General features: G+C 71.0%; 28 protein-coding genes and 1 pseudogene. 12 read left to right on the top strand and 17 right to left on the bottom strand.

Annotated features, from left to right (window positions below):
• Positions 1-155 precede the first annotated feature (155 nt).
• Both NAG42_RS36925 and NAG42_RS36920 read left to right on the top strand, forming a co-directional pair.
• A complete protein-coding gene (locus tag NAG42_RS36925; RefSeq protein ID WP_250036919.1) occupies positions 156-2360 on the top strand; it encodes an RICIN domain-containing protein in 2205 nt (734 codons plus the stop codon).
• A 9-nt stretch (positions 2361-2369) separates the two neighbouring features.
• Complete coding sequence (locus NAG42_RS36920; RefSeq protein ID WP_250036916.1) at positions 2370-2528, top strand: hypothetical protein; 159 nt, start codon at positions 2370-2372, stop codon at positions 2526-2528.
• Here NAG42_RS36920 and NAG42_RS36915 read toward each other — a convergent pair.
• Together NAG42_RS36915 and NAG42_RS36910 are read right to left on the bottom strand one after the other, a co-directional pair.
• On the bottom strand, positions 2507-3532 hold the full coding sequence (locus NAG42_RS36915) for an adenosine deaminase (protein ID WP_250036914.1): 1026 nt from the start codon (positions 3530-3532) through the stop codon (positions 2507-2509). The genes NAG42_RS36920 and NAG42_RS36915 overlap by 22 nt on opposite strands.
• Before the next feature lie 11 nt (positions 3533-3543).
• Positions 3544-4302 (bottom strand): trans-aconitate 2-methyltransferase, encoded by a 759-nt coding sequence (locus NAG42_RS36910; RefSeq protein WP_250036913.1) that lies wholly within the window; start codon positions 4300-4302, stop codon positions 3544-3546.
• 67 nt (positions 4303-4369) lie between these two features.
• Here NAG42_RS36910 and NAG42_RS36905 point away from each other — a divergent pair, with 67 nt between their 5' ends.
• Entirely contained in the window at positions 4370-5347 is a 978-nt protein-coding gene (locus tag NAG42_RS36905) for an aldo/keto reductase (RefSeq protein ID WP_250036911.1), read from the top strand.
• Positions 5348-5388: 41 nt separating this feature from the next.
• Positions 5389-5640 carry a hypothetical protein gene (locus tag NAG42_RS36900; protein ID WP_250036909.1) on the top strand — a complete coding sequence of 84 codons (252 nt, stop codon included), beginning with the start codon at positions 5389-5391 and terminating at the stop codon, positions 5638-5640.
• A gap of 113 nt (positions 5641-5753) precedes the next feature.
• On the opposite strand, the gene NAG42_RS36895 is transcribed toward NAG42_RS36900, so the two are convergent.
• The 7 genes from NAG42_RS36895 to NAG42_RS36865 form a co-directional block, all read right to left on the bottom strand.
• Positions 5754-5957 (bottom strand): cold-shock protein, encoded by a 204-nt coding sequence (locus tag NAG42_RS36895; RefSeq protein ID WP_011905669.1) that lies wholly within the window; start codon positions 5955-5957, stop codon positions 5754-5756.
• A 308-nt stretch (positions 5958-6265) separates the two neighbouring features.
• Positions 6266-6538, bottom strand: a complete 273-nt coding sequence (locus NAG42_RS36890) for a DUF4235 domain-containing protein (protein WP_250036908.1) — start codon at positions 6536-6538, stop codon at positions 6266-6268.
• Positions 6535-6963, bottom strand: coding sequence for a DUF3618 domain-containing protein (locus NAG42_RS36885; protein ID WP_250036906.1), 429 nt, complete (start codon positions 6961-6963; stop codon positions 6535-6537). Before NAG42_RS36885 ends, NAG42_RS36890 begins: the two co-directional genes overlap by 4 nt.
• The gene (locus tag NAG42_RS36880) at positions 6960-7391 is read right to left on the bottom strand and encodes a phage holin family protein (protein WP_250036904.1); all 432 of its coding nucleotides are present in this window, start codon (positions 7389-7391) and stop codon (positions 6960-6962) included. The genes NAG42_RS36885 and NAG42_RS36880 overlap by 4 nt, the downstream gene beginning before the upstream one ends.
• Before the next feature lie 81 nt (positions 7392-7472).
• Positions 7473-8642 carry a mechanosensitive ion channel family protein gene (locus tag NAG42_RS36875; protein WP_250036902.1) on the bottom strand — a complete coding sequence of 390 codons (1170 nt, stop codon included), beginning with the start codon at positions 8640-8642 and terminating at the stop codon, positions 7473-7475.
• Positions 8643-8738: 96 nt separating this feature from the next.
• A complete protein-coding gene (locus tag NAG42_RS36870) occupies positions 8739-9563 on the bottom strand; it encodes a DUF1206 domain-containing protein (RefSeq protein WP_250036900.1) in 825 nt (274 codons plus the stop codon).
• Between the two features lie 60 nt (positions 9564-9623).
• Complete coding sequence (locus tag NAG42_RS36865) at positions 9624-9950, bottom strand: hypothetical protein (protein ID WP_250036898.1); 327 nt, start codon at positions 9948-9950, stop codon at positions 9624-9626.
• A gap of 41 nt (positions 9951-9991) precedes the next feature.
• Here NAG42_RS36865 and NAG42_RS36860 point away from each other — a divergent pair, with 41 nt between their 5' ends.
• The gene (locus tag NAG42_RS36860) at positions 9992-10276 is read left to right on the top strand and encodes a GNAT family N-acetyltransferase (protein ID WP_250036896.1); all 285 of its coding nucleotides are present in this window, start codon (positions 9992-9994) and stop codon (positions 10274-10276) included.
• Between the two features lie 45 nt (positions 10277-10321).
• On the opposite strand, the gene NAG42_RS36855 is transcribed toward NAG42_RS36860, so the two are convergent.
• On the bottom strand, positions 10322-11884 hold the full coding sequence (locus NAG42_RS36855) for a glycoside hydrolase family 3 protein (protein WP_250036894.1): 1563 nt from the start codon (positions 11882-11884) through the stop codon (positions 10322-10324).
• Positions 11885-12030: 146 nt separating this feature from the next.
• Here NAG42_RS36855 and NAG42_RS44625 point away from each other — a divergent pair, with 146 nt between their 5' ends.
• From NAG42_RS44625 to NAG42_RS36845, 3 genes are read left to right on the top strand one after another with little or no spacing between them, the layout of a single operon-like run.
• Positions 12031-12162, top strand: a complete 132-nt coding sequence (locus tag NAG42_RS44625; protein ID WP_284046419.1) for a hypothetical protein — start codon at positions 12031-12033, stop codon at positions 12160-12162.
• A gap of 16 nt (positions 12163-12178) precedes the next feature.
• Entirely contained in the window at positions 12179-13129 is a 951-nt protein-coding gene (locus NAG42_RS36850; protein ID WP_250036892.1) for a TIGR03557 family F420-dependent LLM class oxidoreductase, read from the top strand.
• 40 nt (positions 13130-13169) lie between these two features.
• Positions 13170-14807, top strand: coding sequence for a RecQ family ATP-dependent DNA helicase (locus NAG42_RS36845; protein WP_250036890.1), 1638 nt, complete (start codon positions 13170-13172; stop codon positions 14805-14807).
• 44 nt (positions 14808-14851) lie between these two features.
• Here NAG42_RS36845 and NAG42_RS36840 read toward each other — a convergent pair whose 3' ends face one another.
• Together NAG42_RS36840 and NAG42_RS36835 are read right to left on the bottom strand one after the other, a co-directional pair.
• Positions 14852-15835, bottom strand: a complete 984-nt coding sequence (locus NAG42_RS36840; protein ID WP_250036888.1) for an aldo/keto reductase — start codon at positions 15833-15835, stop codon at positions 14852-14854.
• 39 nt (positions 15836-15874) lie between these two features.
• The gene (locus tag NAG42_RS36835) at positions 15875-16762 is read right to left on the bottom strand and encodes an aldo/keto reductase (RefSeq protein ID WP_250036886.1); all 888 of its coding nucleotides are present in this window, start codon (positions 16760-16762) and stop codon (positions 15875-15877) included.
• Positions 16763-16960: 198 nt separating this feature from the next.
• Here NAG42_RS36835 and NAG42_RS36830 point away from each other — a divergent pair, with 198 nt between their 5' ends.
• Complete coding sequence (locus NAG42_RS36830; RefSeq protein ID WP_250036884.1) at positions 16961-17833, top strand: helix-turn-helix transcriptional regulator; 873 nt, start codon at positions 16961-16963, stop codon at positions 17831-17833.
• Between the two features lie 2 nt (positions 17834-17835).
• On the opposite strand, the gene NAG42_RS36825 is transcribed toward NAG42_RS36830, so the two are convergent.
• Positions 17836-18147 carry an NADPH-dependent FMN reductase family protein gene (locus tag NAG42_RS36825; RefSeq protein WP_250036883.1) on the bottom strand — a complete coding sequence of 104 codons (312 nt, stop codon included), beginning with the start codon at positions 18145-18147 and terminating at the stop codon, positions 17836-17838.
• Positions 18148-18195: 48 nt separating this feature from the next.
• Between NAG42_RS36825 and NAG42_RS45420 the strand changes: the two are divergent.
• Both NAG42_RS45420 and NAG42_RS45415 read left to right on the top strand, forming a co-directional pair.
• Positions 18196-18948, top strand: a pseudogene (locus NAG42_RS45420) (MFS transporter); the annotation flags it as partial.
• 94 nt (positions 18949-19042) lie between these two features.
• Entirely contained in the window at positions 19043-19444 is a 402-nt protein-coding gene (locus NAG42_RS45415) for an MFS transporter (RefSeq protein WP_369077121.1), read from the top strand.
• Here NAG42_RS45415 and NAG42_RS36815 read toward each other — a convergent pair.
• From NAG42_RS36815 to NAG42_RS36800, 4 genes are all read right to left on the bottom strand, one after another.
• Positions 19353-20084: an ankyrin repeat domain-containing protein gene (locus tag NAG42_RS36815; protein ID WP_250036881.1), complete on the bottom strand. Its 732-nt coding sequence runs from the start codon at positions 20082-20084 to the stop codon at positions 19353-19355. The two genes, NAG42_RS45415 and NAG42_RS36815, sit on opposite strands and share 92 nt — an antisense overlap.
• A gap of 8 nt (positions 20085-20092) precedes the next feature.
• The gene (locus NAG42_RS36810; protein WP_250036879.1) at positions 20093-20599 is read right to left on the bottom strand and encodes a hypothetical protein; all 507 of its coding nucleotides are present in this window, start codon (positions 20597-20599) and stop codon (positions 20093-20095) included.
• 14 nt (positions 20600-20613) lie between these two features.
• Positions 20614-22242 carry an alpha/beta hydrolase gene (locus NAG42_RS36805; protein ID WP_250036877.1) on the bottom strand — a complete coding sequence of 543 codons (1629 nt, stop codon included), beginning with the start codon at positions 22240-22242 and terminating at the stop codon, positions 20614-20616.
• 65 nt (positions 22243-22307) lie between these two features.
• Complete coding sequence (locus NAG42_RS36800; protein WP_250036875.1) at positions 22308-22631, bottom strand: hypothetical protein; 324 nt, start codon at positions 22629-22631, stop codon at positions 22308-22310.
• A 51-nt stretch (positions 22632-22682) separates the two neighbouring features.
• On the opposite strand from NAG42_RS36800, the gene NAG42_RS36795 reads away from it, so the two are divergent.
• The gene (locus NAG42_RS36795; RefSeq protein WP_250036873.1) at positions 22683-22958 is read left to right on the top strand and encodes a hypothetical protein; all 276 of its coding nucleotides are present in this window, start codon (positions 22683-22685) and stop codon (positions 22956-22958) included.
• Positions 22959-22976 lie beyond the last annotated feature (18 nt).

Here is a 22976-nt window from a genome sequence, read left to right as displayed (position 1 = left end):
TCCGCCGGGCGGGCCGGGGTGGCAAGGTTCCCACCGATCCCATCCGGCTTCCCGGTTCCGCGCCCGCACCATCGAACCGGCGAGGCTCCCGCGCGGTGAGAGGTGGCACCCCCATAACCACCTCCCACCGCGCCCCCGCCAGGCAAGGAGAGGTCTTGTCCCCGCACCGCCCGCCGGTCCTGCGTGGGCACCGCCGGGCCGTCTCCCGGCAGCCGCACCGGTTGCTGCCGGTCGCCCTGGGCCTGGCTCTGCTCGGCGTCGGCGGGGTGGTGGGGCCGAGCGTGGTGCAGAGCGTCTCCGACGGTCCCGGCTCGCGAAACCTCTCGCTGAGCTCGGTGCCGGCCGACAAGCCCGAGCAGGGCCTGGTCTACGACGGGCTCAAGCCGGCCAAGGCGGGCACCCTGTGCGCCGGCTCGTACGAACTGGACCAGCAGAACTGCACACACGGCCCCGACGAGGCGCCGGCCGGGCTCGAGGTGCGCCGCGACGTCGCCCCGGTGACCGCGAAATCACCCGAGCCGCGGCCGCCGGTCCTCGAGAGTGCCGCGGTCACCCCGACCGACGCCGAGATCGCCCGCGACGAGGGCGGCAGCGCGCTGACCGCGGACGCACCGGCTCTGGTGCCCGACGCGGCTCCCGGCGACGCCGACTTCATCATGGGCGCGCACGACGTGGCCTGCGAGGGCGACGGGCGCACCGGCAAGCGGGTCCAGGTGCTCTATCTGCACGAGTTCGGCACCCCGAGCCGCTACACCGACTTCCTGGGCTCGATCCGCACCTGGTCGGCCGGCGTCGACCAGATCTTCGACGAGAGCGCGGGCGAGACCGGCGGCTCCCGTCACGTCCGGTTCGTGACCACCCCGCAGTGCCGGGTCGACGTGTCCGAGGTGGAGCTGCCCGCAGCCGGCCTGACGTCGTTCACCCGCAACATCGACGAGCTGCGCAAGCTCGGCTACAACCGCACCGACCGGAAATACCTGATCTTCGCCGACACCAAGGTGTACTGCGGCATCGCCACCTACATCGCCGACCGGCGGCCCGGCCTGGGCAACCGCAACAACGGCGGTCCCTCCTACGGCCGGGTCGACGCCGGCTGCTGGAGCTCGGCGATGGCCGCCCACGAGCTGACCCACACGCTGGGCGCGTCGCTGATCGACTCGCCCAACGCGAGCGGGGCCGGTGGCTGCGTCGACGAGTACGACCTGCTCTGCGGGCCCGACCGCTCGGGCCGCAAGGTGCGCAACGTCTGCCCCAAGAAGCACGAGACGCGGCTCGACTGCGGCCACGACGACTACTACAACACCAACCCGGAGCCGGGCAGCTATCTCGACACCAACTGGAACGTCGCCAAGAGCGAGTTCCTGCTGCGCAGTGACGGCGGCGACGACATCCCGGACGCCGGTGGCGCCCCGCCGCCGACCAGCCCGCCGAGCTCAGCCCCGGCCCAGCCGGACCCGAGCCCGAGCGCCGAGCCGACCCCCACGGTGATCGACGAGCCGGGCTCGGACCCCGGTGACGGCGGCGGCGATGCTCCGCCGTCCCCCGATGTCACCCCGACCGAGACCGTCCCCGGCGAGGAGCCGGGGGCCGAGCCGAGCGCGCCGGCCGAGACACCCGTCACGGACTCACCGGAGCAGTTGCCGGTGGCCGCGACCACCGCTCCCCCGACCGAGCCGGCCGGCGTGCAGGCCGAGCCCGTGCAGGCGGTGCTCGAGGTGCGCGACGCGACCAGCGGCTCGGTCCGGCTCACCTGGAGCGCGGCCTCGGCCACGGCGACCTATCAGGTGTCGGTCGGCGGTCAGCCGGTGGCCACGACGAAGGCCACCCGGGCCCGGCTGATCGGTCTCAAGCCCGACGCGAAATACCAGGTGACCATCAAGTCGGGCGGCAAGTACACCGCGCGGGCCACGGCCGAGACAGCGCCGGCCGCCCGCCCCGCGCAGAACTCGTGGTTCACGCTGACCAACGCGCTCACCGGCGGGGCGGCCGACCTCTACGCCGCCCGGACCGCACTCGGCACGCCGCTGACCCTCGGTGGCAGCGACGACGACGCCCAGCAGCAGTGGAAACTCGTGCCGGCCGGCAAGCGGAGCTACACGCTGGTCTCGCGGGCCACCGGCAAATGCGCCGGCCCGGTCGGCGGCCGGCCGGTCGCCGGGGCGCCGCTGGTGCAGACCGCCTGCGACAGCACGGCCGCCCGGTGGGTGCTGCAGGCTTCGGCGTACGGCTTCACCCTGCGCACCGCCGAGGGCGACCTCGTGGCCGGCGTGGGCGATCAGCGTTTCGGCGCGCACCGGGTGCTCGTCCTGCAGACAGGCAACGGTCAGCGCTATCAGAGTTGGACGGCGGTACCGGACTAGGGAGGCGTTGTGCGAGACACATTGGATCGGCCCCTGACCGAGCCCGAGGAAGGCCCGGCCAGGTTCAACCGGCGACGGCTCGTCCGGTGGATCTCCGTGCTCACCGTCGGCATCGTCGTGGTGCTGGCGATCTGGCAGGAACCGCTCTATGCGCTCCGGCTGCCCTGACTGAAGGCGTAGGCGTCGATCTCGGCGAGCAGCTTGGCCTTCCCGGACGAGTCGAGGAAGCTCTGCGAGACGGCGGCACGGGCCAGTCCGGCCACGCCGTCGTCGTCGAGGTCGAGCAGCCGCGCGGCCACCGCGTACTCGTTCTCGAGCGTGGTGCCGAACATGGGCGGGTCGTCGGAGTTGATGCTCACCGGCACGCCCGCGGCGACCAGGGCGGCCAGCGGATGTTCGTCGAGTGAGGCCACCGCCCGGGTGCGCAGGTTCGAGGTCGGGCTGATCTCGAGCGGGATGCGGTGCTCGGCCAGATAGGACACCAGCTCCGGGTCCCGTGCGGCCGAGATGCCGTGCCCGATGCGCTCGGCGCCCAGCTCGTGGATGGCATCCCAGACCGTCTCGGGGCCGGTGGTCTCGCCGGCGTGCGGCACGCTGTGCAACCCGGCTGCCCGGGCCTGGTCGAAGTACGGCTTGAACTGCGGGCGGGGCACACCGATCTCGGGACCGCCCAGCCCGAAACTGATCAGGCCCTCGGGCCGCTCCTCGAGCGCGATGGCCAGGGTCTGCTCGGCCGCGGCGAGCCCGGCCTCACCGGGGATGTCGAAGCACCAGCGCAGGTCGATGCCGAACTCGGCCGAGGCGCCGCGCCGGGCGTCCTCGATCGCCTCGCAGAACGCCTTGGCCGGGATGCCGCGCTTGACGCTGGAGTAGGGCGTGATGGTCAGCTCGGCGTACCGGACCTGCTGGCGGGCCAGCTCGCGGGCGACCTCGAAGGTCAGCATGCGCACGTCCTGGTCGTCGCGGATCAGGTCGACCACGGTCAGGTAGACGTCGATGAAGTGCGCGAAGTCGCGGAACGCGAAGTAGTCGGCCAGCGCGGCCGGGTCGGCCGGCACCGGCGAGGCGCCCTCGTGCCGGGCGGCCAGCTCGGCCACGATGCGCGGCGAGGCCGAGCCCACGTGGTGCACGTGCAGCTCGGCCTTGGGCAGGCCGGCGATGAACGATGTCACCCTTCGTCCCCTTACGATGAGGCGGTCCGGGCCACCACGAAGACGCGGCGGAACGGGAACGCGACGTAGCCCCCGGTCGCCGGGTAGGCGCCGGTCAGCTCCCGCGCGAGGTCGGCGCGGAACGACTGCCAAGCATTGTCGTCCAGCGTGACCTTGACGGGACGCAACGCCGTCCCCTCCATCCAGCGCAGCACCGGGTGCTCGGGCCCGTCGACCGGCAGCAGGTGCAGGTAGGTGGTCTCCCACGCGTCGACCTCGGCCCCGTCGAGCAGTGCCGCATAGTCGGCGGCATCACCGACCGGCGCCTCCCGCAGCACGTCGCTCACGCCGTAACGCTTCCCGACCTCACGCAGCAGCACGTGCGAGGGCGCGCCGAAGTTACCCGGCACCTGCATCGCCAGCCAGGCGCCGGGCGGCAGCTCGCGGGTCCAGCGGACGAGCAGATCACGGTGTTCGGGCACCCACTGCAGGGTCGCGTTGGTCACCAGCACGTCGACGTCGGGCTCCGGGTGCCAGTCGCGCACGTCGCCCGTACGGAAATCGGCCGGACCGCCGTGGGCCGAGGCCTTCTCGATCATCTCGGGCGAGGAGTCGATCCCGGTGAGCCGAGCCCCGGGCCAGCGTCCGGCCAGCGACAGGGTCAGCTCGCCGGGCCCGCAGCCCAGGTCGACGACCGCGCGCGGACGCTCGGCGCCGATCCGCGCGACCAGGTCGAAGAAGGGGCGTGAACGCTCGGCGCCGAACCGGCGGTAGACGGACGGATCCCACATGCGAGCCTCCCAAACCGTACGTACGTTTTGCATGCACGATATCCCAGGCCGGGTAATGTCGTGACCCGTGGAGAAACGCAGTTTTGGCAGGATGGGACGGACGGTCGGCGTGGTCGGCCTCGGCGCGTGGCAGCTCGGCGCCGACTGGGGTGACGTGAGCGAGGCCGACGCGCACGAGACCCTGCAGGCCGCGGTCGACGCGGGCGTCACGTTCATCGACACGGCCGACGTCTATGGCGACGGCCGCAGCGAGCAGATCATCGGCTCCTTCATCAAGGACAAGCCCCAGCTCACCGTGGCCACCAAGATGGGCCGGCGGATGGCCCAGGAGCCTGGCAACTACACCCTCGACAACTTCCGCGCGTGGAACGACCGGTCCCGGGCCAACCTCGGCGTCGACACCCTCGACCTCGTGCAGCTGCACTGCCCGCCGACCTCGGTCTTCTCGTCCGACGCGGTCTACGACGCCCTCGACACCCTGGTCGAGGAAAAGCGGATCAAGGCGTACGGCGTGAGTGTCGAGAAGGTCGACGAGGCGCTCGCCGCTATCGCCCGCCCGGGCACGGCCAGCGTCCAGATCATTCTGAACGCCTTCCGGCTCAAGCCGCTCGAGCGGGTGCTGCCGGCCGCCGCCGAGGCCGGGGTCGGCATCATCGCGCGGGTGCCGCTGGCCAGTGGCCTGCTGTCCGGCCGCTACGACGAGCACACCACGTTCGCCGCCGACGACCACCGCAACTACAACCGGCACGGTGAGGCGTTCGACGTCGGCGAGACGTTCGCGGGCGTCGACTTCGCGACCGGGCTCGAGGCGGTCAAGCGGCTGCGCCCGCTCGTTCCCGAGGGCTTCACGATGGCCCAGTTCGCGCTGCGCTGGGTGCTCGACCAGGCGGGCCTCACGGTGGTCATCCCCGGCGCGCGCAACGCCGATCAGGCCCGGGGCAACGCCGCGGTGGCCGGGCTGCCGCCGCTGAGCGACGAGGCCCAGGCCGGCGTGCGCGAGGTCTACGACGAGCTGATCCGTCCGCAAGTCCACGACAAATGGTGAACAATCCGACCGCTCCGAAAAGGCTCCATGGGTGGCTTCCCATGGCGCTCGGAGTGCTGGCCGTCGTCGTCGGTGCTCTGTGGACACTGCAGGGTTTCGACATTCTCACCGACAGCCGGATGAGCGGGGTCGGAATCTGGTCGGTCATCGGCCCGGTCGTCGCCATCGCGGGACTGATTTTGATCATTCTTGGAGAACGCTCTCGGACCCGGGCGAAACGCGCGGAAACATTGGCGATGATTCAGCAACCACCGCCCACACCGCGAACTGATCGGTCACCCGGCGCGAGGTGAGCAAAAGGTAAGACAATACAAAGCCCCCGCATCCTGCAGGATGCGGGGGCTTTCGCGTCGTAGCCGACCTCCGCCAGGCGATCGGCAGCCGGTCCGGGGACCGGCGTCGTTGCTCAGAGCGGGCGAACCTGTTCCGCCTGCGGGCCCTTCTGACCCTGGGCGATCTCGAACTCGACCCGCTGGTTCTCCTCCAGCGTGCGGTAACCGCTCGTCTGGATGGCCGAGAAGTGGACGAACACGTCAGCACCCCCGCCGTCGACGGTGATGAAGCCGAAGCCCTTGTCTGCGTTGAACCACTTCACGGTTCCTTGCGCCATGCTGAACTCTCCTTCTGAAAAAGCCGGCCCCGCTACGCCCCGGGCCGATGACCGTTTTCGAGCAGCGGCGCCGTGAGGCGGCCCTTTCAGAGGACGTCCCATCCGCCTGATCTCCTGACACCGGCCGGTGGGCCGGTCCCCCTCGATCGGGCGGAAGCAGCGAACCACATACGCAAAAACTGGGCACACTGTACCCGAGAATCGAGCCGAAAGGCTGCCCCTAAGGCGAACGAATAGGGACGCCAGATATGGAAAAGGTCCCCCACTTCGCTCTCGCGATGTGGGAGACCAGCCACTGTCAACTAACGTCAGTCAGGCCATTGACCAGTAATTTTTCGGACGCCGACTGCGCCACTCCGATCGACGGCCGCCTTCACGAGTGCGAAGATCGCGCCTTGCAGCGCAGCGGCGGCGAGAATCTCGACCCAGCCCCGATCCTCGTCGGTCGCGTTAGGCGCATCGTCATCACCGGAGGCCACTCGCCAGACCTCTTTGAAGACGAAACCCGCCACCGCACCGGCACCGATGCCGAGCAGCAACCCGACCGGCTTGTAGGCCAGCTTCGATACCTTGCCGCTCATCGGCGACTCCCTCGAACAATCAGAATGATGCCGACAACAGCCACCACGCCGGCCAGAACCAACGGGAGCGGAACGGGGCTGTTCCGCAGCGTCTCGCGGACGTCCACCTGGTCGGCCTTGGCCGCCGTGAGGTCGGCCGCCTGATGCGCCTTCTCGGACGTCCGGTCGGCCGCCTCGTGCACCTTGCCGCTGACCGCGCCGGCGGCGGCCACAGCCGCGCCGCGGACCCGCTCGGTCGCCTCGACGGCCTGCGCCTTGACCTTTTGCTTGGTCTGCTCGACCTGCTCCTTGGCCCGGGCCTTGACGTCGGCCTTGGCCGCGAGCGCCTGCACCGTCTCTCCGAGCTCGGCGCGGGTCTGCTTGATCTCCGCGCGCAGCTCCTCGATCGACGGCTTGGGCGCCTCGGATCCGTTCTTCTCACTCATGCGCGACCACGCTCCACCGCGAGCTTGACCTCGTCGACGTCGGCCTTGACGCTCTGGATGGCGGCCGAGGGCTCCGGGGGCACTGCTTTCGACACCTGGTTCTTGCCGATCAGGGCGAGCACCCCGGCCAGCACGAAGAGGGCGACCGTGACGATCAGCGCGGCCAGCCAGAGATCCAGGAACAGGTTGAAAACGATGATCAGGGTCGCAACGAGGGCACCGACGCCGTACATGGCGAGAACTCCGCCGCCGCCGAACAGGCCGATGCCGATGCCCGCGTGCTTCCCTTTTTCCGCCAACTCGGCCTTGGCCAGGGTGATCTCGTCGCGGACGAGACGACTGATCTGCTCACTGGCCTGCTGCACCAACTCGGCGGTCGACTGATCGGCGCCCGTGGAAGTCTGGCGTCCGTTCAGAACATCGGCCATGATGTCCTCCTTTCCGTGTCCCGGTGTATGCCCTGATCACCAGAGAGTCAATCCTGCTGCGCAGAACCCGGCAGAACAGACTCACCGGTGGGTAGGCACGGGCACCTGCTCGTCCGGCCCGCCGAAGGCCACCGCGCGCTCCGCACCGTCCTCGCCGCTGAAGAAGCGGCTGTCGTCGGAGTCGGCCTGGGGCGCCGGTCGCAGGCTCGCACCGGCGGCCGTGCGGGCACCGTTCGCGAGGTCGGCCCGGTACCGCGGCAGCGCGTCGCGCTGGTTCTCCCAGATGAACGACACCAGGCGCTCGCGCACCAGGCAGCGCAGATCCCACAGCGAGGGGGCATCACTCGCGCTGACCAGAGCGCGCAGGCGGACCATGCCGCCGGTCGCCTCGGTCACCTGCAGCACGCACACCCGTCCGTCCCACAGCTCGGAGCCCTCGCAGACGGCCCGCAGCTCGGTCCGCAGCGGCTCGATCCGGGTCGACCAGTCGACGTCGACCTCGGCGGTGCCGAGCACGGCCGAGGACTGGCGGGTCCAGTTCTGGAACGGCTTGGTGGTGAAGTACGACGTCGGCAGCACCAGCCGCCGGTCGTCCCAGATCTGCACCGCCACGTAGGTGAGCGTGAGCTCCTCGATGCGGCCCCACTCCCCCTCGACGACCACCACGTCATCGACCCGGACGGCGTCGCTGAAGGCCAGCTGGAGGCCGGCGAAGACGTTGCCGAGGGTGCTCTGGGCGGCCAGCGCGGCGATGACGCTGACGACCCCGGCCGAGGCCAGCACGCTGGCGCCGAGCGCGCGGATGCCCGGGAAGGTCATCAGCACCACGCCCAGGGTGAGCACCACGATCGTGGCCACCGTGAGGCGGCGGATCATCACCACCTGGGTCTTGAAGCGGCGGCGCTTGAGGTTGTCGGGCACGTCGGTGCGCCAGCGAGCCAGCGCCGCGTCCTCCAGCACCAGCACGAACGCCGCCACCAGCCAGGCGAACGCGGCGATGAAACAGATGATCAGGGCGTGCAGCACGCCCGCCCGGCCGGGGAAGTCACCGGCCGCGGCACGGATGCCCTGCTGGATCGCGAAGAGGGTCAGGGTGGCCAGGAACGGCTTGTGTGCCGTGCGAGCCAGGTCGGCCGCGAGATCCGAGGTGCGGCCGAGCCGGCCGAGCAGCCAGTGCACGATCGCCACCAGCGCGATCGCCAGCCCCGTCGCGACAGCCACGACGAGCAGGGCCTTGACAGTGCTGGGCACGTGTCTCTCCTTCACGCAGAAAGTGCGGATACCAGCGACCCAGTGTTCCTTGGTCGCCGGCACCCGCAACTCTCCCGCCCGAAGGTCAGAGGTTGCTCACACTTTCCGGTACTTGGCCTGAGCGATGCAGTAGACACCGAAGCAGGCGATGCCGAGGGCGATCAGCCCCAGAACCCAGACACCCCAGGAGTTCCCGGCCAGCGTCTTCAGCGCCGCGTCGAGACCACGCGCCTTCTCCGGGTCGTATTTCACCGCGGCCACGACGACCAGCACACCCGCGATGGCGTACGCCGTGCCCTTGGCCATGTAGCCGGCCATGCCGAGCCGGATGATCGGCTGGCGGGTGCCGTGGGTCATCTGACCGGTGTTGAGGTGCTTGGTGAACTTCTTCTTGTAGCCGTAGATGAACATGCCGACACCGACACCGACCACCACGAGTCCGATGAGGCCGATCAGCCACCGCCCACCGGTGCTGTCCATCAGGGTCGAGGACTTGTTCTGCGAGGTGTCACCCATCGAGGCGTTCGAGCCTTGCAGCACCTTGATGGCGTAGTAGGCCAGGTAGAGGTAGAGGATCGCGCGGGCGCCGGAGAGGACCCGCTCGGCCAGCGCCGCACGGTCCTGCTCGCCGCTCTCGCCGATGGCGGCCTCGAAGGCCTGCCAGATCGCCATCGCGATCATGCCGATCACGATGATGACGAGCAGTGTCTTGCCGAGCCCGTTGCCGGCCAGCGTCTGGAGCGCGCCGGACTGGTCGCTCTCCTGCGACGAGCCCTGGAAGGCCACCTGGAAGGCGATCCAGGCGAAGATGAGGTGGATGATGCCGTATCCGATGAAGCCGCCTCGAGCAAGATATTCGAGCGGCTTGCTGTCGGCGGCCCGCGAGGCGGTGCTCTTGACGTTCGAGGCGGCGGATGTCATGTGACGGAAAATGTCCCGTCCCGGGTTTTCTCAAACCCAGGACGGGAACAGCCCCGTGTGTTACTGACGCGAGACCTGCAGCCCGATCTGGTCACTGGTCACGCTGTCCAGCGACACCATCAGGCCGGCGACCTCCACCGCCTGCTGCCCCTTGGTCAGGCTGAGCTGCTCACCGGCCACCTCGAGCGTCACCGTGTCGGCGTCGGCGCTGAGGAACTTGGCCTCCACACCCAGGAAGCTCGCGCTCGCGTTGGTTTCGCGATCGATCGAGACTGTGCACTGGTCGAGGCCACAACTGACGTTGTCGCTGCTGCAACCCGCGAGGAGCGCGAGGCCGAGAGCGGCTGAGCTGAGGACGGCGGCGAGGCGGGGCGTGGGTTTCAACACCCTTCCAGCGTACGGGGCCCGCGCGACCCTAAGCTGAGCCGATGAGCGACGTCGATGTGCGCGACAACCCCGCCGAGAAGCGCTTCGAGCTGCGGATCGGCGACGACGTGGCGGGTTTCGCCGCCTATCGGGTCCGCGACGGCGTCACGGTGGTGACCCACAGCGAGATCAACCGGCGCTTCCGCGGCCAGGGCCTGGGCACCGTGCTGGCCGAGCGCACGCTCGACCAGCTCCGGGCACAGGGCGCCCGGGTCTACCCCGCCTGCCCGTTCTTCGCCAAGTACGTCGCCGAGCACCCCGGCTACGACGACATCATCGAGGACTAAGGCCTGTCCTGTCGATCACGCCCCGCGTGATCGACAGGACAGGCCTTAGGCAGCCAGCGGCTGCGGGGCGGGCGCGGGCACCCGGGTGCCCGCGATCAGCTCGGCCGCGGCCACACCGGAGGCGCGGGTGGCGCCGAAGGTGGCGATGTGCACCGCGCCCACGACGGTCTCGGGCACGCCCATCTCGACGACGATCGCGTCCGGCCGCTGAGCCAGCACCCCGTCGAGCGCGCCGGCCAGCCACGCGTGGCGGTGCACGTCGCGCACCACGAGCACCAGTGGGCGCCCGGCCGCGCCGTCCAGCACGGTCGCCACCGGGTCGGCCCCGAGGTCGTCCTCGGTCAGGCGCACCGAGGTGGTGCCGGGCAGCAGGTCGCTCAGCGGCGCACCCAGGCCCCAGGGGGTCTCGGCGCCGATGGCGATGTTGCGGGGCGGGGCGAACTCGACGACGTGGGCCGGCTCGCGGACCGGCAGCGCGGCGTCGCCCGGGGCCACGGTCACCCGTACGGCCCGGCGCGCGGCGTCGAAGCCCACGCTGGTGGTCGGGGCGAGCACGGTCACCGCGGAAGCCGAGTCGGCGATGGCGCGGGCGCCCGACGCGGTCTGGGTGGCGGTCGTCCACCGGCCGAGGTCACGGACCCGGGCCGCCGCGGCCCGCAGCCGCTCCTCGGGCAGCTCGCCGGAACGCACGGCGTCCACGATCGCGTCCCGCAGCAGCACGGCGGTCTGCTCGTCGGCGTGGTCACCACCCACGCAGATCGCGTCGACACCCGCGGCGAGGGCCTTCACGGTCGCGCCGGCCAGCCCGTAGCGGCGGCGGACGGCCTGCATCTCGATGCCGTCGGTGACGATCAGGCCGTCGAAGCCCAGCTCCTCGCGCAGCAGCCCGGTGAGGATGGGTCGGCTGAGCGTGGCCGGGAGCTCGGAGTCGTACGCGGGCACGAGCAGGTGCCCGGTCATGACCACCCGCACGCCGGCCGCGATCGCCGCCCGGAACGGGACGAGTTCGCACTCCTCGAGCTGCGCCCGGTCCCGGTCGATCAGCGGCACGTCGTGGTGGGAGTCGACGCTGGTGTCGCCGTGACCCGGGAAGTGCTTGGCGCAGGCGGCCACGCCGGCCGCCTGGAGCCCGCGGACGAAGGCGGCGGAGTGGCGCGCCACGAGCTGAGCCTCGGCCCCGAAGGCGCGAACCCCGATGACCGGGTTGGCGGCGTTGCTGTTGACGTCGGCGTCGGGCGCGTAGTCCAGCGTGATGCCCGCGTCGGCCAGGTCGCAGCCCAGGTCGCGGGCGACCTCCTCGGTCAGCCGGACGTCGTCGATCGCCCCGAGGGCCAGGTTGCCCGGCCGGGAGCTGCCCAGCCGCGACTCGAACCGGGTGACGTCGCCGGCCTCCTCGTCGATCGCGACCAGCACGTCCGGACGCTCCGCGCGCAGCTGTGCGGTCAGCGCCGCCACCTGTGCGGGCGACTCGACGTTGCGGGCGAACAGCGCCACGCCGCCGAGACCCTCGCCGAGCCACCGCCGGACCCAGTCGGGCGCGGTGGTGCCGGCGAATCCCGGCTGTAGCACCGCTGCGGCGAGTTCCGGCAATTCGCCATGGTTCGGCATAAGCCCCCGTACCTCCGGTGACGTCCGGCGCGTCCTGTGGGAGCGCGCCCCCCGTTGTGCGGACCAATGGTCACACTCGACAGCTGTTTCAGTCAACAAACCTTTCTATTAGCTCTGGGTTAAGTGCGGTCGATACCATGCGTCTCGTGACCCCCACCGTGCTCGCCGCCGCCACCGTCGACTGGTCCGAGGTGCACGCCGTCCGGCTGCTCGGCATCGCCTTGGCCTTCCTGCTGCTGCTCTGGGCCATCCGTCGCATGTTCGGTGGCAAAAAATAGGGGTATCTCCCGGCCCATGCGCATCGGATACTTCCTTTCCTGCGAGGAATACACCCCGGCCGAGCTTCTCGAGCAGGCCCGCGGCGCCGAGCGCGCCGGCTTCAGCGGCCTGTGGATCTCGGACCACTACCACCCCTGGGTGGACGCCCAGGGCCAGAGCGCGTTCGTCTGGTCGATGATCGGCGCGCTCAGCGAGGCGACCAGCCTGCCGATCACCACCGCCGTCACCTGTCCCACGGTTCGCATCCACCCCGCCGTCATCGCCCAGGCCGCGGCGACCAGCGCGGTGCTGACCAAGGGCCGCTTCCGGCTCGGCATCGGCACCGGCGAGGCGCTCAACGAGCACATCTTCGGCGACGCGTGGCCCGAGGCCGACGTACGCCTGGAGATGCTCGAGGAGGCCGTCGAGATCATGCGAGGCCTGTGGCAGGGCGGCAACTACTCGTACCGCGGCAAGCACTACACCGTGGAGAACGCCCGCATCTACACGCTGCCCGAGGTGCCGGTCGAGATCCTGATCTCCGGCTTCGGTCCCAAGGCGGTCGAGGTGGCCGCGCGGATCGGTGACGGCTACGTCAGCACGATGCCGGACGGCGACCTGGTCCAGCGGTTCCGCGACAACGGCGGCGGCAAGCGGGTGGCGCAGGCCGGGTTCAAGGCGGCGTTCGCGAGCTCCGAGGAGGAGGGGGCCCGGATCGCGTACGAGAAATGGCCCAACGCGGGTGTGCCGGGCGAACTGTCCCAGGTGCTGCCGACCCCCAAGCACTTCGAGCAGGCGTCCCAGCTCGTCACGCAGGACATGGTGAAGGAGTCGTTCGTCTGCGGCAACGACCCGGCGGCCCACCTCGAGATGATCGGCAAATACCGGGACGCCGGTTTCGACGAGGTCTATGTGGCCAACACCGGGCCGCACTACCAGGGCCTGTTCGATCTCTATCAGAACGAGATCCTGCCCAAGGCGTCGTGAGCGTTTGCCCGCCTCGACGCCCGGGAAAAATGGCCGCTCGATGAAGATTCCTGTCTACGGACCGCGCCTGCGCAAGGTCGCCCGGAACCATTTCGGGTGGCCTTCGCTGCGCCCGGGCCAATTCAAGCCGATGCGCGCCGTGCTGCGCCGTCGCGACGCTCTCGTCGTGCTCCCCACCGGGGCCGGCAAGTCGGCGATCTATCAGATCCCGGCCGTGCTGCTGCCCGGGCCGACCGTGGTGATCTCGCCACTGCTCGCCCTGCAGCAGGACCAGATCGCCGCCCTCAACGAGCGCGACGACCCCAAGATCCGGGCGGTGCGGGTGAGCTCGGCCGAGACGCCGGCGCAGCAACGCGAGGCGATCCGCGAGATCCGCGAGGGCCGCGCCGAGTTCCTCTTCATCACCCCGGAGCAGCTGAGCGATCCCGAGCGGATGGCCGAGGTCAAGGCGCTCAAGCCGGGCCTGGTCGCGGTGGACGAGGCACACTGCATCTCGGCCTGGGGTCACGACTTCCGCCCCGAGTTCCTCGCCCTGGGCGACATGATCAAGGGCATCGGCCGCCCGCCGGTGATCGCGCTGACCGCGACCGCCTCCCCGCCGGTCCGTGACGACATCATCGAGCGCCTGCAGCTCGACAAGCCGGAGATCCACGTCTCCGGCCTCGACCGGCGCAACCTCTTCCTCGAGGTGGCGCACTGCCCCGACGAGGACTACCGCTGGCGCCGGCTCACCGCGCTCCTCGACTCGGCGCCGCGGCCCGGCATCATCTACGTCGCCACCCGGCGCTCGGCCGAGGAACTGGCCGAGCGCCTGACGAAGGCCGGCTACCCGGCCGACTTCTATCACGGCGGCATGGCCGGCGGCGCCCGCGAGCAGAAACACGAGGCGTTCACCGCCGACAAGGTCGACATCATGGTGGCCACGTCCGCGTTCGGCATGGGCATCGACAAGGCGAACATCCGCTGGGTGGCCCACATGGCCCTGCCCGATTCCCCGGACAGCTACTTCCAGGAGATCGGCCGGTCCGGCCGCGACGACGAGCAGGCTCAGGCGTTGCTGCTGTGGCGTTCCGAGGACGAGGCGATCCAGCGCTTCTTCACCGGCGGCTCCCCCGACGAGGTCGAGCTGCGGGAGCTGGCGGCGGCGCTGCGGTCGGGACCGAAGACCAAGACGGAACTCAAAGAGGCCACCGGCCTGGGCCCGCGCAAGCTCGGCTCGTACCTGAACCTGCTCGAACAGGTGGGCGCGGCGACCACCGGAAGCGGCACCAAGCTGACCGTCCCGAACTTCGCCCCGCTGCCGGCCGCGGCGGCCACGGCGGCGCTCAAGGAACACGAGCGCCAGCAGGTCGTCTCGCGGTCACGCACCGACATGATGCGCGGCTTCGCCGAGACCCGGGCCTGCCGGACACAGACGTTGCTGGCCTACTTCGGCGAGGACCTGGCCAAGCCGTGCGGCCACTGCGACAACTGCGCCGGGGGCTCGGCCGCCGAGACGATCGAAGCCACCACCGACGAGCCCTTCCCCATCCACGCCAAGGTCCGCCACGGCGAGTGGGGCCCGGGCACGGTGATGGGCTACGAGGAGGAACGGATGACCGTCCTCTTCGACGAGGTGGGGTACAAGACCCTCTCGGTGCCGGTCGTGATCGAGAACGAGCTGCTCACCGTGCAGTGATGGCGTCCGCCGGCCGGTCTCCCCTCAGAGACCGGCCAGTCGGTTCAGCGCTCGATCATCTGCATCTGCTCCTCGGTGTGGTGGCCGCCCTCGGCCACCGGCAGCGCGGTGAGCGTCGCGATCTGCTCCGGCGTCAGCGTGACGGCGTCGGCCGCGGCGTTCTCCTCCACCCGGCTGACCCGCTTGGTGCCGGGGATCGGGACGATGTCGTCGCCCTGGGCCAGCAACCAGGCCAGGGCGACCTGGGCCGAGGTGGCGCCCACCTGGTCGGCGACCGCCTGCACCTGGTCGGCGAGGCGCAGGTTGCGCTGGAAGTTCTCGCCGGTGAAGCGCGGGTGGTTCTTGCGCATGTCACTGTCGTCCAGCTTCTCCACGTCGGCCGGGGTGCGCAGGGCGCCGGTGAGGAAGCCGCGGCCGAGCGGCGAGTAGGCGACCAGGCCGATGCCCAGCTCACGCAGCAGCGGCAGGATCTCGTCCTGGTCACGGGTCCACAGTGAATACTCCGACTGCAACGCGGTCACCGGGTGCACGGCGTGCGCACGGCGGATCGTGTCGGCCCAGGCCTCGGACAGGCCGACGTACCGGATCTTGCCGTCGGTCACGAGCTGCGCGAGCACACCCATGGTGTCCTCGATCGGCGTGCCCGGGTCGACGCGGTGCTGGTAATACAGGTCGATGTGGTCGGTGCCGAGCCGTCGCAGGGAGCCGTCGACCGCCGTACGGATGCTGTCCGGGCTGCTGTCCGGCTTCCCGGCACCGCGCCCGGTGTGCGAGATCAGACCGAACTTGGTGGCCAGCACGACCTGGTCGCGGCGGCCCTTCAGGGCGCGGCCGACCAGCTCCTCGTTGACGTACGGGCCGTAGACCTCGGCGGTGTCGATCAGGGTGACGCCGAGGTCGATCGCCCGGTGGATGGTGCGGACGGACTCGGCGTCGTCGCTGCCGGCGCCGCTGTAGCCGTCCGACATGCCCATCGCGCCGAGACCGATCCGGCCCACTTCGAGTGCACCGAGCTTCGCGGTACGCATGATGTCTCCTCCGTGTCGTCGTGCGTCAGAAAATGACCGTCAGGCTTCCGGGATCGGCCGGCCGAAGGTCTCGAGAGTGATGGCTTCCGGCTCGGGGCCGCCCCGCCTGCCGGTGTCCAGGGCGTCGATCGCGGCGAGCTGCTCGCCGGTGAGCTCGAAGTCGAACACGTCGAAGTTCTCGGCGATCCGGGCCGGCTTGGTCGACTTCGGGATCACCTGCCGGCCCTGCTGCAGGTGCCAGCGCAGCATCACCTGGGCCGGGGACTTGCCGTACGCCTTCGCGACCTCGCCGATCACCGGATCCCGCAGCGTGCTGGTGTGCTCGCCGTCGCGGTAGAAAGTGATCCCGCCGATCGGCGACCAGGCCTGGTTGAGGATACCGTGCTCGGTGTCGAAGGCCTGCACCTCGCGCTGCTGGAAGTACGGGTGCACCTCGATCTGGTTCACCGCCGGCACGACGGTGGCGGTGTCGAGCAGCCGGGTGAGGTGGTCGACCATGAAGTTGCTGACGCCGATGGCGCGGACCTTGCCGTCGGCCAGCAGCTTCTCCAGAGCGCGGTAGGCGGCCAGGGTCCGGTCGAACTCCGAGGGCAGCGCCTGGTGCAGGATGAGCAGGTCGATCTGGTCGACGCCGAGCTTGCCGGCGCTCTTGTCGAAGCCGTGCAGGGTCCCGTCGTACCCGTAGTCGCTGATCCAGATCTTGGTCTCGACGAAGACCTCGGAGCGGTCGGCGCCGGACTTGGCGATGGCCTCGCCCACCTCCCGCTCGTTGCCGTAGGCGGCGGCCGTGTCGATGTGCCGGTAGCCGTCGGACAGGGCGGCCAGGACGGCGTCGCGGGTCTCGTCGGGCGGGGTCTGGAAGACGCCGAGGCCGATGGCGGGCATCTCGACGCCGTTGTTCAGCCTCAGGTTCGGGACGGTGGGCATGACAGAGTTCCTCTCAGTTCCGGGGGGCCGGCCCCGTACCGGTCGTCTTCAGCGCGGTAGGCGGTGTCAGCCCTTCCGGTGAAGGACGTACCCGGCCCGTGACTACCAAACATCGGTCTTCCGGTCTCCGGGAGTCCCTGCTGAAGGAGGTACCGGCAGGGACCCCCTCCGGCCGGGACCGGTGCTTAGCCTGGGTTCATGGACAACACCAGCGAGGTACGGGCCTTCCTGACCTCCCGCCGGGCGAAGATCACCCCGGAGCAGGCCGGCATTCCCGCGTACGGCAGCCGCCGGGTCGCCGGGCTGCGCCGCGGTGAGGTCGCCGCCCTGGCTGGGGTCAGCGTCGAGTACTACACCCGCCTGGAGCGCGGCCACCTCGGCGGCGCCTCCGACAGCGTCCTGGACGCCCTCGCCCGCGCGTTACGGCTCGACGAGACGGAGACCGCGCACCTGCACCATCTGGCCCGCGCCGCCGGACCGGCGCCGATCCGCGCCCGCGCCCGCCGCAAGCCCCCGGAGATCCGGCCGGCGATCCGCCGGGTGCTCGACTCGATGACCGGCGTGCCCGCGTTCCTGCGCAACCACCGCTTCGACATCCTGGCCGCGAACCCGCTGGGCCTGGCTCTCTACGCGCCCATGCTCACCGCCGGCCCGATGCTCCCGGTCAATTCCATGCGGTTCACCTTCCTCGACCCGCACGCCCAGGCCTACTATCCGGAGTGGACACAGGTGGCCGGGTCAGCCGTGGCCGCGCTGCGCATCGCCGCCGCCCGCAACCCGGACGACCAGCAGCTGATGAACCTGATCGGCGAGCTGTCCATGCGCAGCGAGCCCTTCCGCACGATGTGGGCGGCCCAGGAGGTCTACGTCCACCGCCACGGCACCAAGCGTCTGCGCCACCCCGCCATCGGCGAGCTCGACCTGGCCTTCGAGGTGCTCGAACTGCCCGGCGATGACGGCTTGACGATCCTGACCTACTCGGCCGAGCCCGGAACCCCGTCCGGCGACGGCCTCGAACTGCTCGCCACCTGGGCCGCGACACAGGTGGGCACGGCCGCCGCCCAGGACTGAGATCAGCGCGTGAGCAGGCCGGTGCGGCGCAGCCACGCTTCGACGTCGGGCTCGGCGTCGGCGACCTCTTCGCCGCGGACGGCCAGACCTTCCCCGAGCTTCGCGCCGGGGCAGGACGCGGCGTAGTCGCGCTCGGTGGTTCCCAGGCCGCTCATCGCGTACGTGGTGAGGGGGTGGACCGTCTTGCCGGTGAAGTCGAGACCCCCCTGCGGCTCGCCGTCGCGCCTACCGTCGACACCGGATCGCCGGAGGGAAGGAATCGGGATGACCTCACGCGACGGGCTGAGCCGAAGCTCGGCGGCGATCCCAGCCACGAGTTGTCGCCGGACCGGCGGCACGCCGGAGGTCTGAACGTGCGGCGGATGGTGATCCCGGCCGGGGCGTTGCTGTGGGGGCTGCAGTTCGCCTTCCTGAACCCGGCCCTGGCCCTGCTGCTGGTGACGGTCTACGACGCCGGCCCGGGCGAGGTCGGCTGGGCGCTGGCGATCTACAACACCGGCGGCTTCGTCGCCTCGCTGCTGGTACCCGCGTACGCGGACCGGGCCGGCGACTATCTGCGGCCGACGCTCGCCTGCGGCGTCCTGACCCTGGCGCTGGCCGGCGCCCTCGCGGCCACCACGTCCCTGCCGGTGGCGGTGCTCGCCCTGGTGGTGCTCGGCGGGCCGGCCGGCGTGGGCAGTTCCCTGTTGTTCGCCCACCTCAAGCACACCGGCGCGGCACCGGGCGAGGTGGTGCGGACCCGGGCGCTCGTCTCGGTCGCCTGGGTCGCCGGCCCACCCTTGGCCACGGCCGTCATCGCCGCGTCCGGCGCGCGATCGATCCTGGCCGCCATCGCGGTGATCGCGCTCCTCAACATCGGCACCACCGCCGCCATGCGCGCCCCGAAGGCGGTCGAGGGCGACGCCGCCGCACAGCCGAGGGCGGTGCTGAGCGGCCGGGTCATCGCGGTCGTCGTGGTGTTCATCGCGTTGCAGGCCACCAACAGCGCCACGGTCTCGATCATGAGCCTGTTCGTGACCGGCCGGATGGGACTGGACGTGGCGTGGTCCGGCGTCACTCTGGGCGTGGCCGCCGCCCTCGAGATTCCGGCTCTGTTGCTGATCGGCAAGCTCAGCAACCGTTTCGCCTCGGCGAACGACCCGCACGACACCTCGAGGGACGCGGCTGCTGCTGTCCGGCTGCCTGGCCGGCGTCGCCTACTACGCGGCCATGGCTTTTGCCAGCGGCCCGGTTCCGCTGCTCGCCTTGCAGGTGCTCAACGCCTGGTTCTTCGCCGCCGTCGCGGGTGTCGGCCTGACCCTGTTCCAGGAGCTGATCCCGCGCCCGGGGCTGGCCTCCGGTCTGTACGCCAACACCCGCCGGCTGGGCGCTGTGGCCTCCGGACCGCTGATCGGCGCCGGATCAACGACCGCGCTCGGCTACGGCGGAGTCTTCCTGGCCTCGGCCGTGATCACCGCGGTCGCCCTGGCCGGGCTTCGGATGGTGCCCGCCGAGCACGGCGAAAGTGTTCCCGGGCTGACTACCCGGCGGCGACAGACGTGGCGCCGCGTGCGCGCAACCAGGCGATCAGGGCGGGGTCGCCGTGACGGACGGCGGCGTCCAGTGGCGTGAGGTGCTCCCAGGGCGGGATCCAGTCGAGGTCGGCGCCGTGCTCGAGCAGGAACTGGGCGGCCCGCTGCTGCCCGCCGTGACAGGCTCCCCACAAGGCGCCGTTGAGCTCGTCCGCCGCCGGCCGGGTGTCGCCGGTGAAGTAGGCCGGCCAGCGGTCGCTCAGGCCGAGGGTCGCGGCGTGCCACAGCGTCGTGCGTGCTCCGCGCTCGACCAGCCGGCGCGCGGCGCGCCATTGGGCGAACGCCGTGGCGTCGTCCAGCGGCGTGCCGCCGCCGATGACCGCGCCCGGAGCGTCGATCTCGGCGCCGGCGTCCAGCAACGCGTCCAGCACGGCGACGTCGTCGCAACTGGCCGCCCAGTGCAGGGGCGTCTCGGTGTGCGGGCCGGTGAAGCGGGCATTCACGTCCGCGCCCGCTTCGACCAGCACGGCCACCGTGGCCGGTCCGTCCGGGTGATGACCGGGCCAGTCCGTGACCACGTGCAGCAACGTCCGGGACATGCCGCCGTCGGGGTCCCCGAGCCGGGCCGTGGCCAGGCCCGGGTGCTCGGTCAGCAACCGCCGCAGGGCCGCCACCTGTCCACCGCGGATGGCTTCGGCGGCGGCGACCGCCCAGGGGTGTTCCGGGTCGAGAACGAGCATGCCGAAGATTAACGGCTGTCGCGGCGGGCCTGCCGGCGGGCACCGGTCGCGCGGGTCGAGGCGCGCTGCTTCGGGATTCCGGCGTGGTCGGGCTGCCGGTCGGTGCGCTGGGCCGCGCGGGTCTGGTTGCGCGGGCGGGGCGGGCCCGGCGGGTCGACGTTGCCCGGCTGCTGGGCCTCGGCCAGGCGCTCGGCCCGCAACGCCTCGACGGAGGCCCGGGCGGCGCCGGCGACCGCGTCGCTGACCCGGGCCAGCGCGTCCTCGAAGACCTCGGCCTTGGCCCGGCTGCGGGTGTTCTTGGGGTAGGCGCGGCCGCGGGCACCCACCTCGCCGACCCGGCCGGCGGCCTGCCGGCGGTAGACCTTCTGGTGTTTGTTGCGGGCGCGGCGGATGCGGGTGTGCACGTCGAGCAGCCCGTCCTCGTCGAGCCCGGCCAGATTGTCCGGCTCGGCCTCGCGGAACAGCAGCAGTTCGGTCTCGGTCAGTGAGTTGACCATTCCGGGCAGGTCGCTCATGGTTTCGTCCTTCGTCATTCGTCGGCGGCGATCAGGGCGGTGAGGGCGGCCGTACGCTCCGGGGTCCAGCCGTCCGGTGGCGCGATCTCGGCCCAGGCGGTGACCGGTGCGGCGCCGAAGTTGTGGCCGTGACCGGCCGGCACGTTGTTGGAGACGGCCATGTCGGCCGAGACCTGGGCCCAGGTGATCAGCGGGTACCAGCGCATGGCGGGCAGCACGTCGTAGCCGCGTTCCTCGGCCAGCCAGTCGGGGCGGTTCAGCGCGAGACCGGGTGACCACCAGGTGATCGGGTCGGAGGGATATTGCAGGTAGACGACCCGGGGCCGGTCCCAGGGCGTGGCCGGGCGGGCCAGGTCGGCGGCCGGGTCGGCGGCGAAGCGGATCATCGCGCCCTGCTCGTAGCGGGGCAGCACCTCGGGCGTACCCGGGTCGCGATCCTCGACGAACTGCCGCCAGAGCTCGTTGCTGGAGGGCGGCCCGACCAGCAGCATCCCGTCGACCCGGTTGCGGATGTCGCCGCTGCCGCTGAAGGCCGCCTCGGAGCCGAAGGAGCCCAGGCTCTCACCGAAGACCAGCAGCTGGGGGCGCTGCCCGACCGGCATCTTGGACCACACGCCGTAGACCTCGTCGACGAGCGCCCGGCCCGCCGCCCGCGCCCGGTCCCGGTCGACCAGGAAGGAGATGACGCTGGGCAGATAGGAGTACTGCATCGAGACCAGCGCGGTGTCGCCGTTGTACATGTATTCCAAGGGGTCGACGCCCTGCGCGTTGACCCATCCGGTGCCCGTGGTGGTGATCAGGCACAGCACCTGGCGCGAGAACCCTCCCGTACGCTCCAGCTCGCGCACCGCCAGCTCGGCCCGCTCGGTCGGCGTGCCGGCCGAGTCGAGCCCGGCATACACCCGGATCGGCTCCCGGGGCGTACGGCCGGAGAAGGCCCGCAGATCGGCCACGCTCGGCCCGCCGCCGATGAACGTGCGCCCCTGATTGCCCAGCGACGCCCAGCTCAGCACCGAGCCCGGCCCACCCGACCGATAGGCCGAGAGGGGTGCCGCCACCTCCGGCTGGGTCTCCGAGTTGACCGCCGCGAAGGTCCGGTCAGCCGCCCGGAACAGGTAGGGCACCAGCAGGCCGTTGCCGAGGAAGATCAACATGACCACCATCAGCACGACACCGAGCGCCCGGGCGGCCGGCGCCGGCACCCCGCGTCCGAGCAGCCGGATCAGCGCGTGGGTGGCCCGCCGGATCAGCCGGGCCAGCCCGACGACCAGCACGAAGAGCACGGCCGCCAGCGGCAGGCTGAGCAGATAGCTCGCGCGCGGCGGTGGCGGCAGGTCGATCAGCCGGTGGATCTGCCGCTGCCAGCCCGACCCCAGCCACAGGAAGACCAGGATCAGCACGCCGGCGACCCCACCCAGCACCCACCAGGCCACCCGGCTGGGTGCGGGCAGCGCGGGCCGCCCCGAGATCCACCGCCCCAGCCACCCGCCGAGCACCCCGAGGCCGTAGCCGACCGCCGCCAGCAGCCCGCCGATCACCCCCTGGAACAGCCATCCCCGCGGCAGCAGGGACGGGGTCAGCGACGCACAGAAGAAGACCAGGGCCCCGGCCAGCCCGAGGTAGGTGTAGCGGAACAACGCCACAGCTCTCCCCTCCGGCCCGCACAGCGTGCCGTCGTGGAGCATCCCTCGCCGGGGGCCCCGCCGCCTCACCCCTTCCGGGTGAGAGCGAGTCCGGCGTCGGCGGCCCGGCGGTAGAGGATCTCCGCCTGCTCGGTGTCGCCGGCCTCGGTCCGGAGCAGGCCGAGGCCATACCAGCCCAGGCCGTGACCGCCCTCGGCCGCGCGCTCGAAAGCCGTCTCGGCGTAGGCGCTGTCGCCCATGGTCCGCAGGATGAACCCCAGTTCGGCGTACGCCTCGGGCGAGCCCCGCAGGGCGGCGCGCTGGTAGAGGCCGGCGGCCGCGGCGAGGTCGCCCGCGTCCCGCACCCGTCCGGCCGTGCTGAGCAATCCGGCCACCTCGTCCGCTGACATGCCCTTCCGTCGGCCGGGATCAGGCGGAGCTGAGGGAGATAGGGTCGGGCGATGTTTCCGAGTCCCCGGTGGCGGCAGATGATCGATGAGCGCACTCAGGAAGCAGTCACCGTCCTGGGGCAGATTCCCGGCGTGCACGGGTTCGTCGTCGGCGAGAGCGTGACCGAGGCCGAGGATGCGCGTGTTCAGCAGGCCGCGTACGCCCTGCACGTGGCGCGCCGGCGACCCGATCTGGACGGCCCGTGGACCGGGACGCCGGAGCCGCACCTCGACACGTACGGGTCGGAACTTCTCCGCGTGATCGAGCTGACGGCCGGTGGGGTATAAGACTGCGAGACATCACCG

Origin of the sequence: Paractinoplanes maris (assembly GCF_023544465.1) — a bacterium.
GTDB lineage: Bacteria > Actinomycetota > Actinomycetes > Mycobacteriales > Micromonosporaceae > Actinoplanes > Actinoplanes maris.
This window is presented reverse-complemented; position numbering and strand designations above follow the sequence as displayed.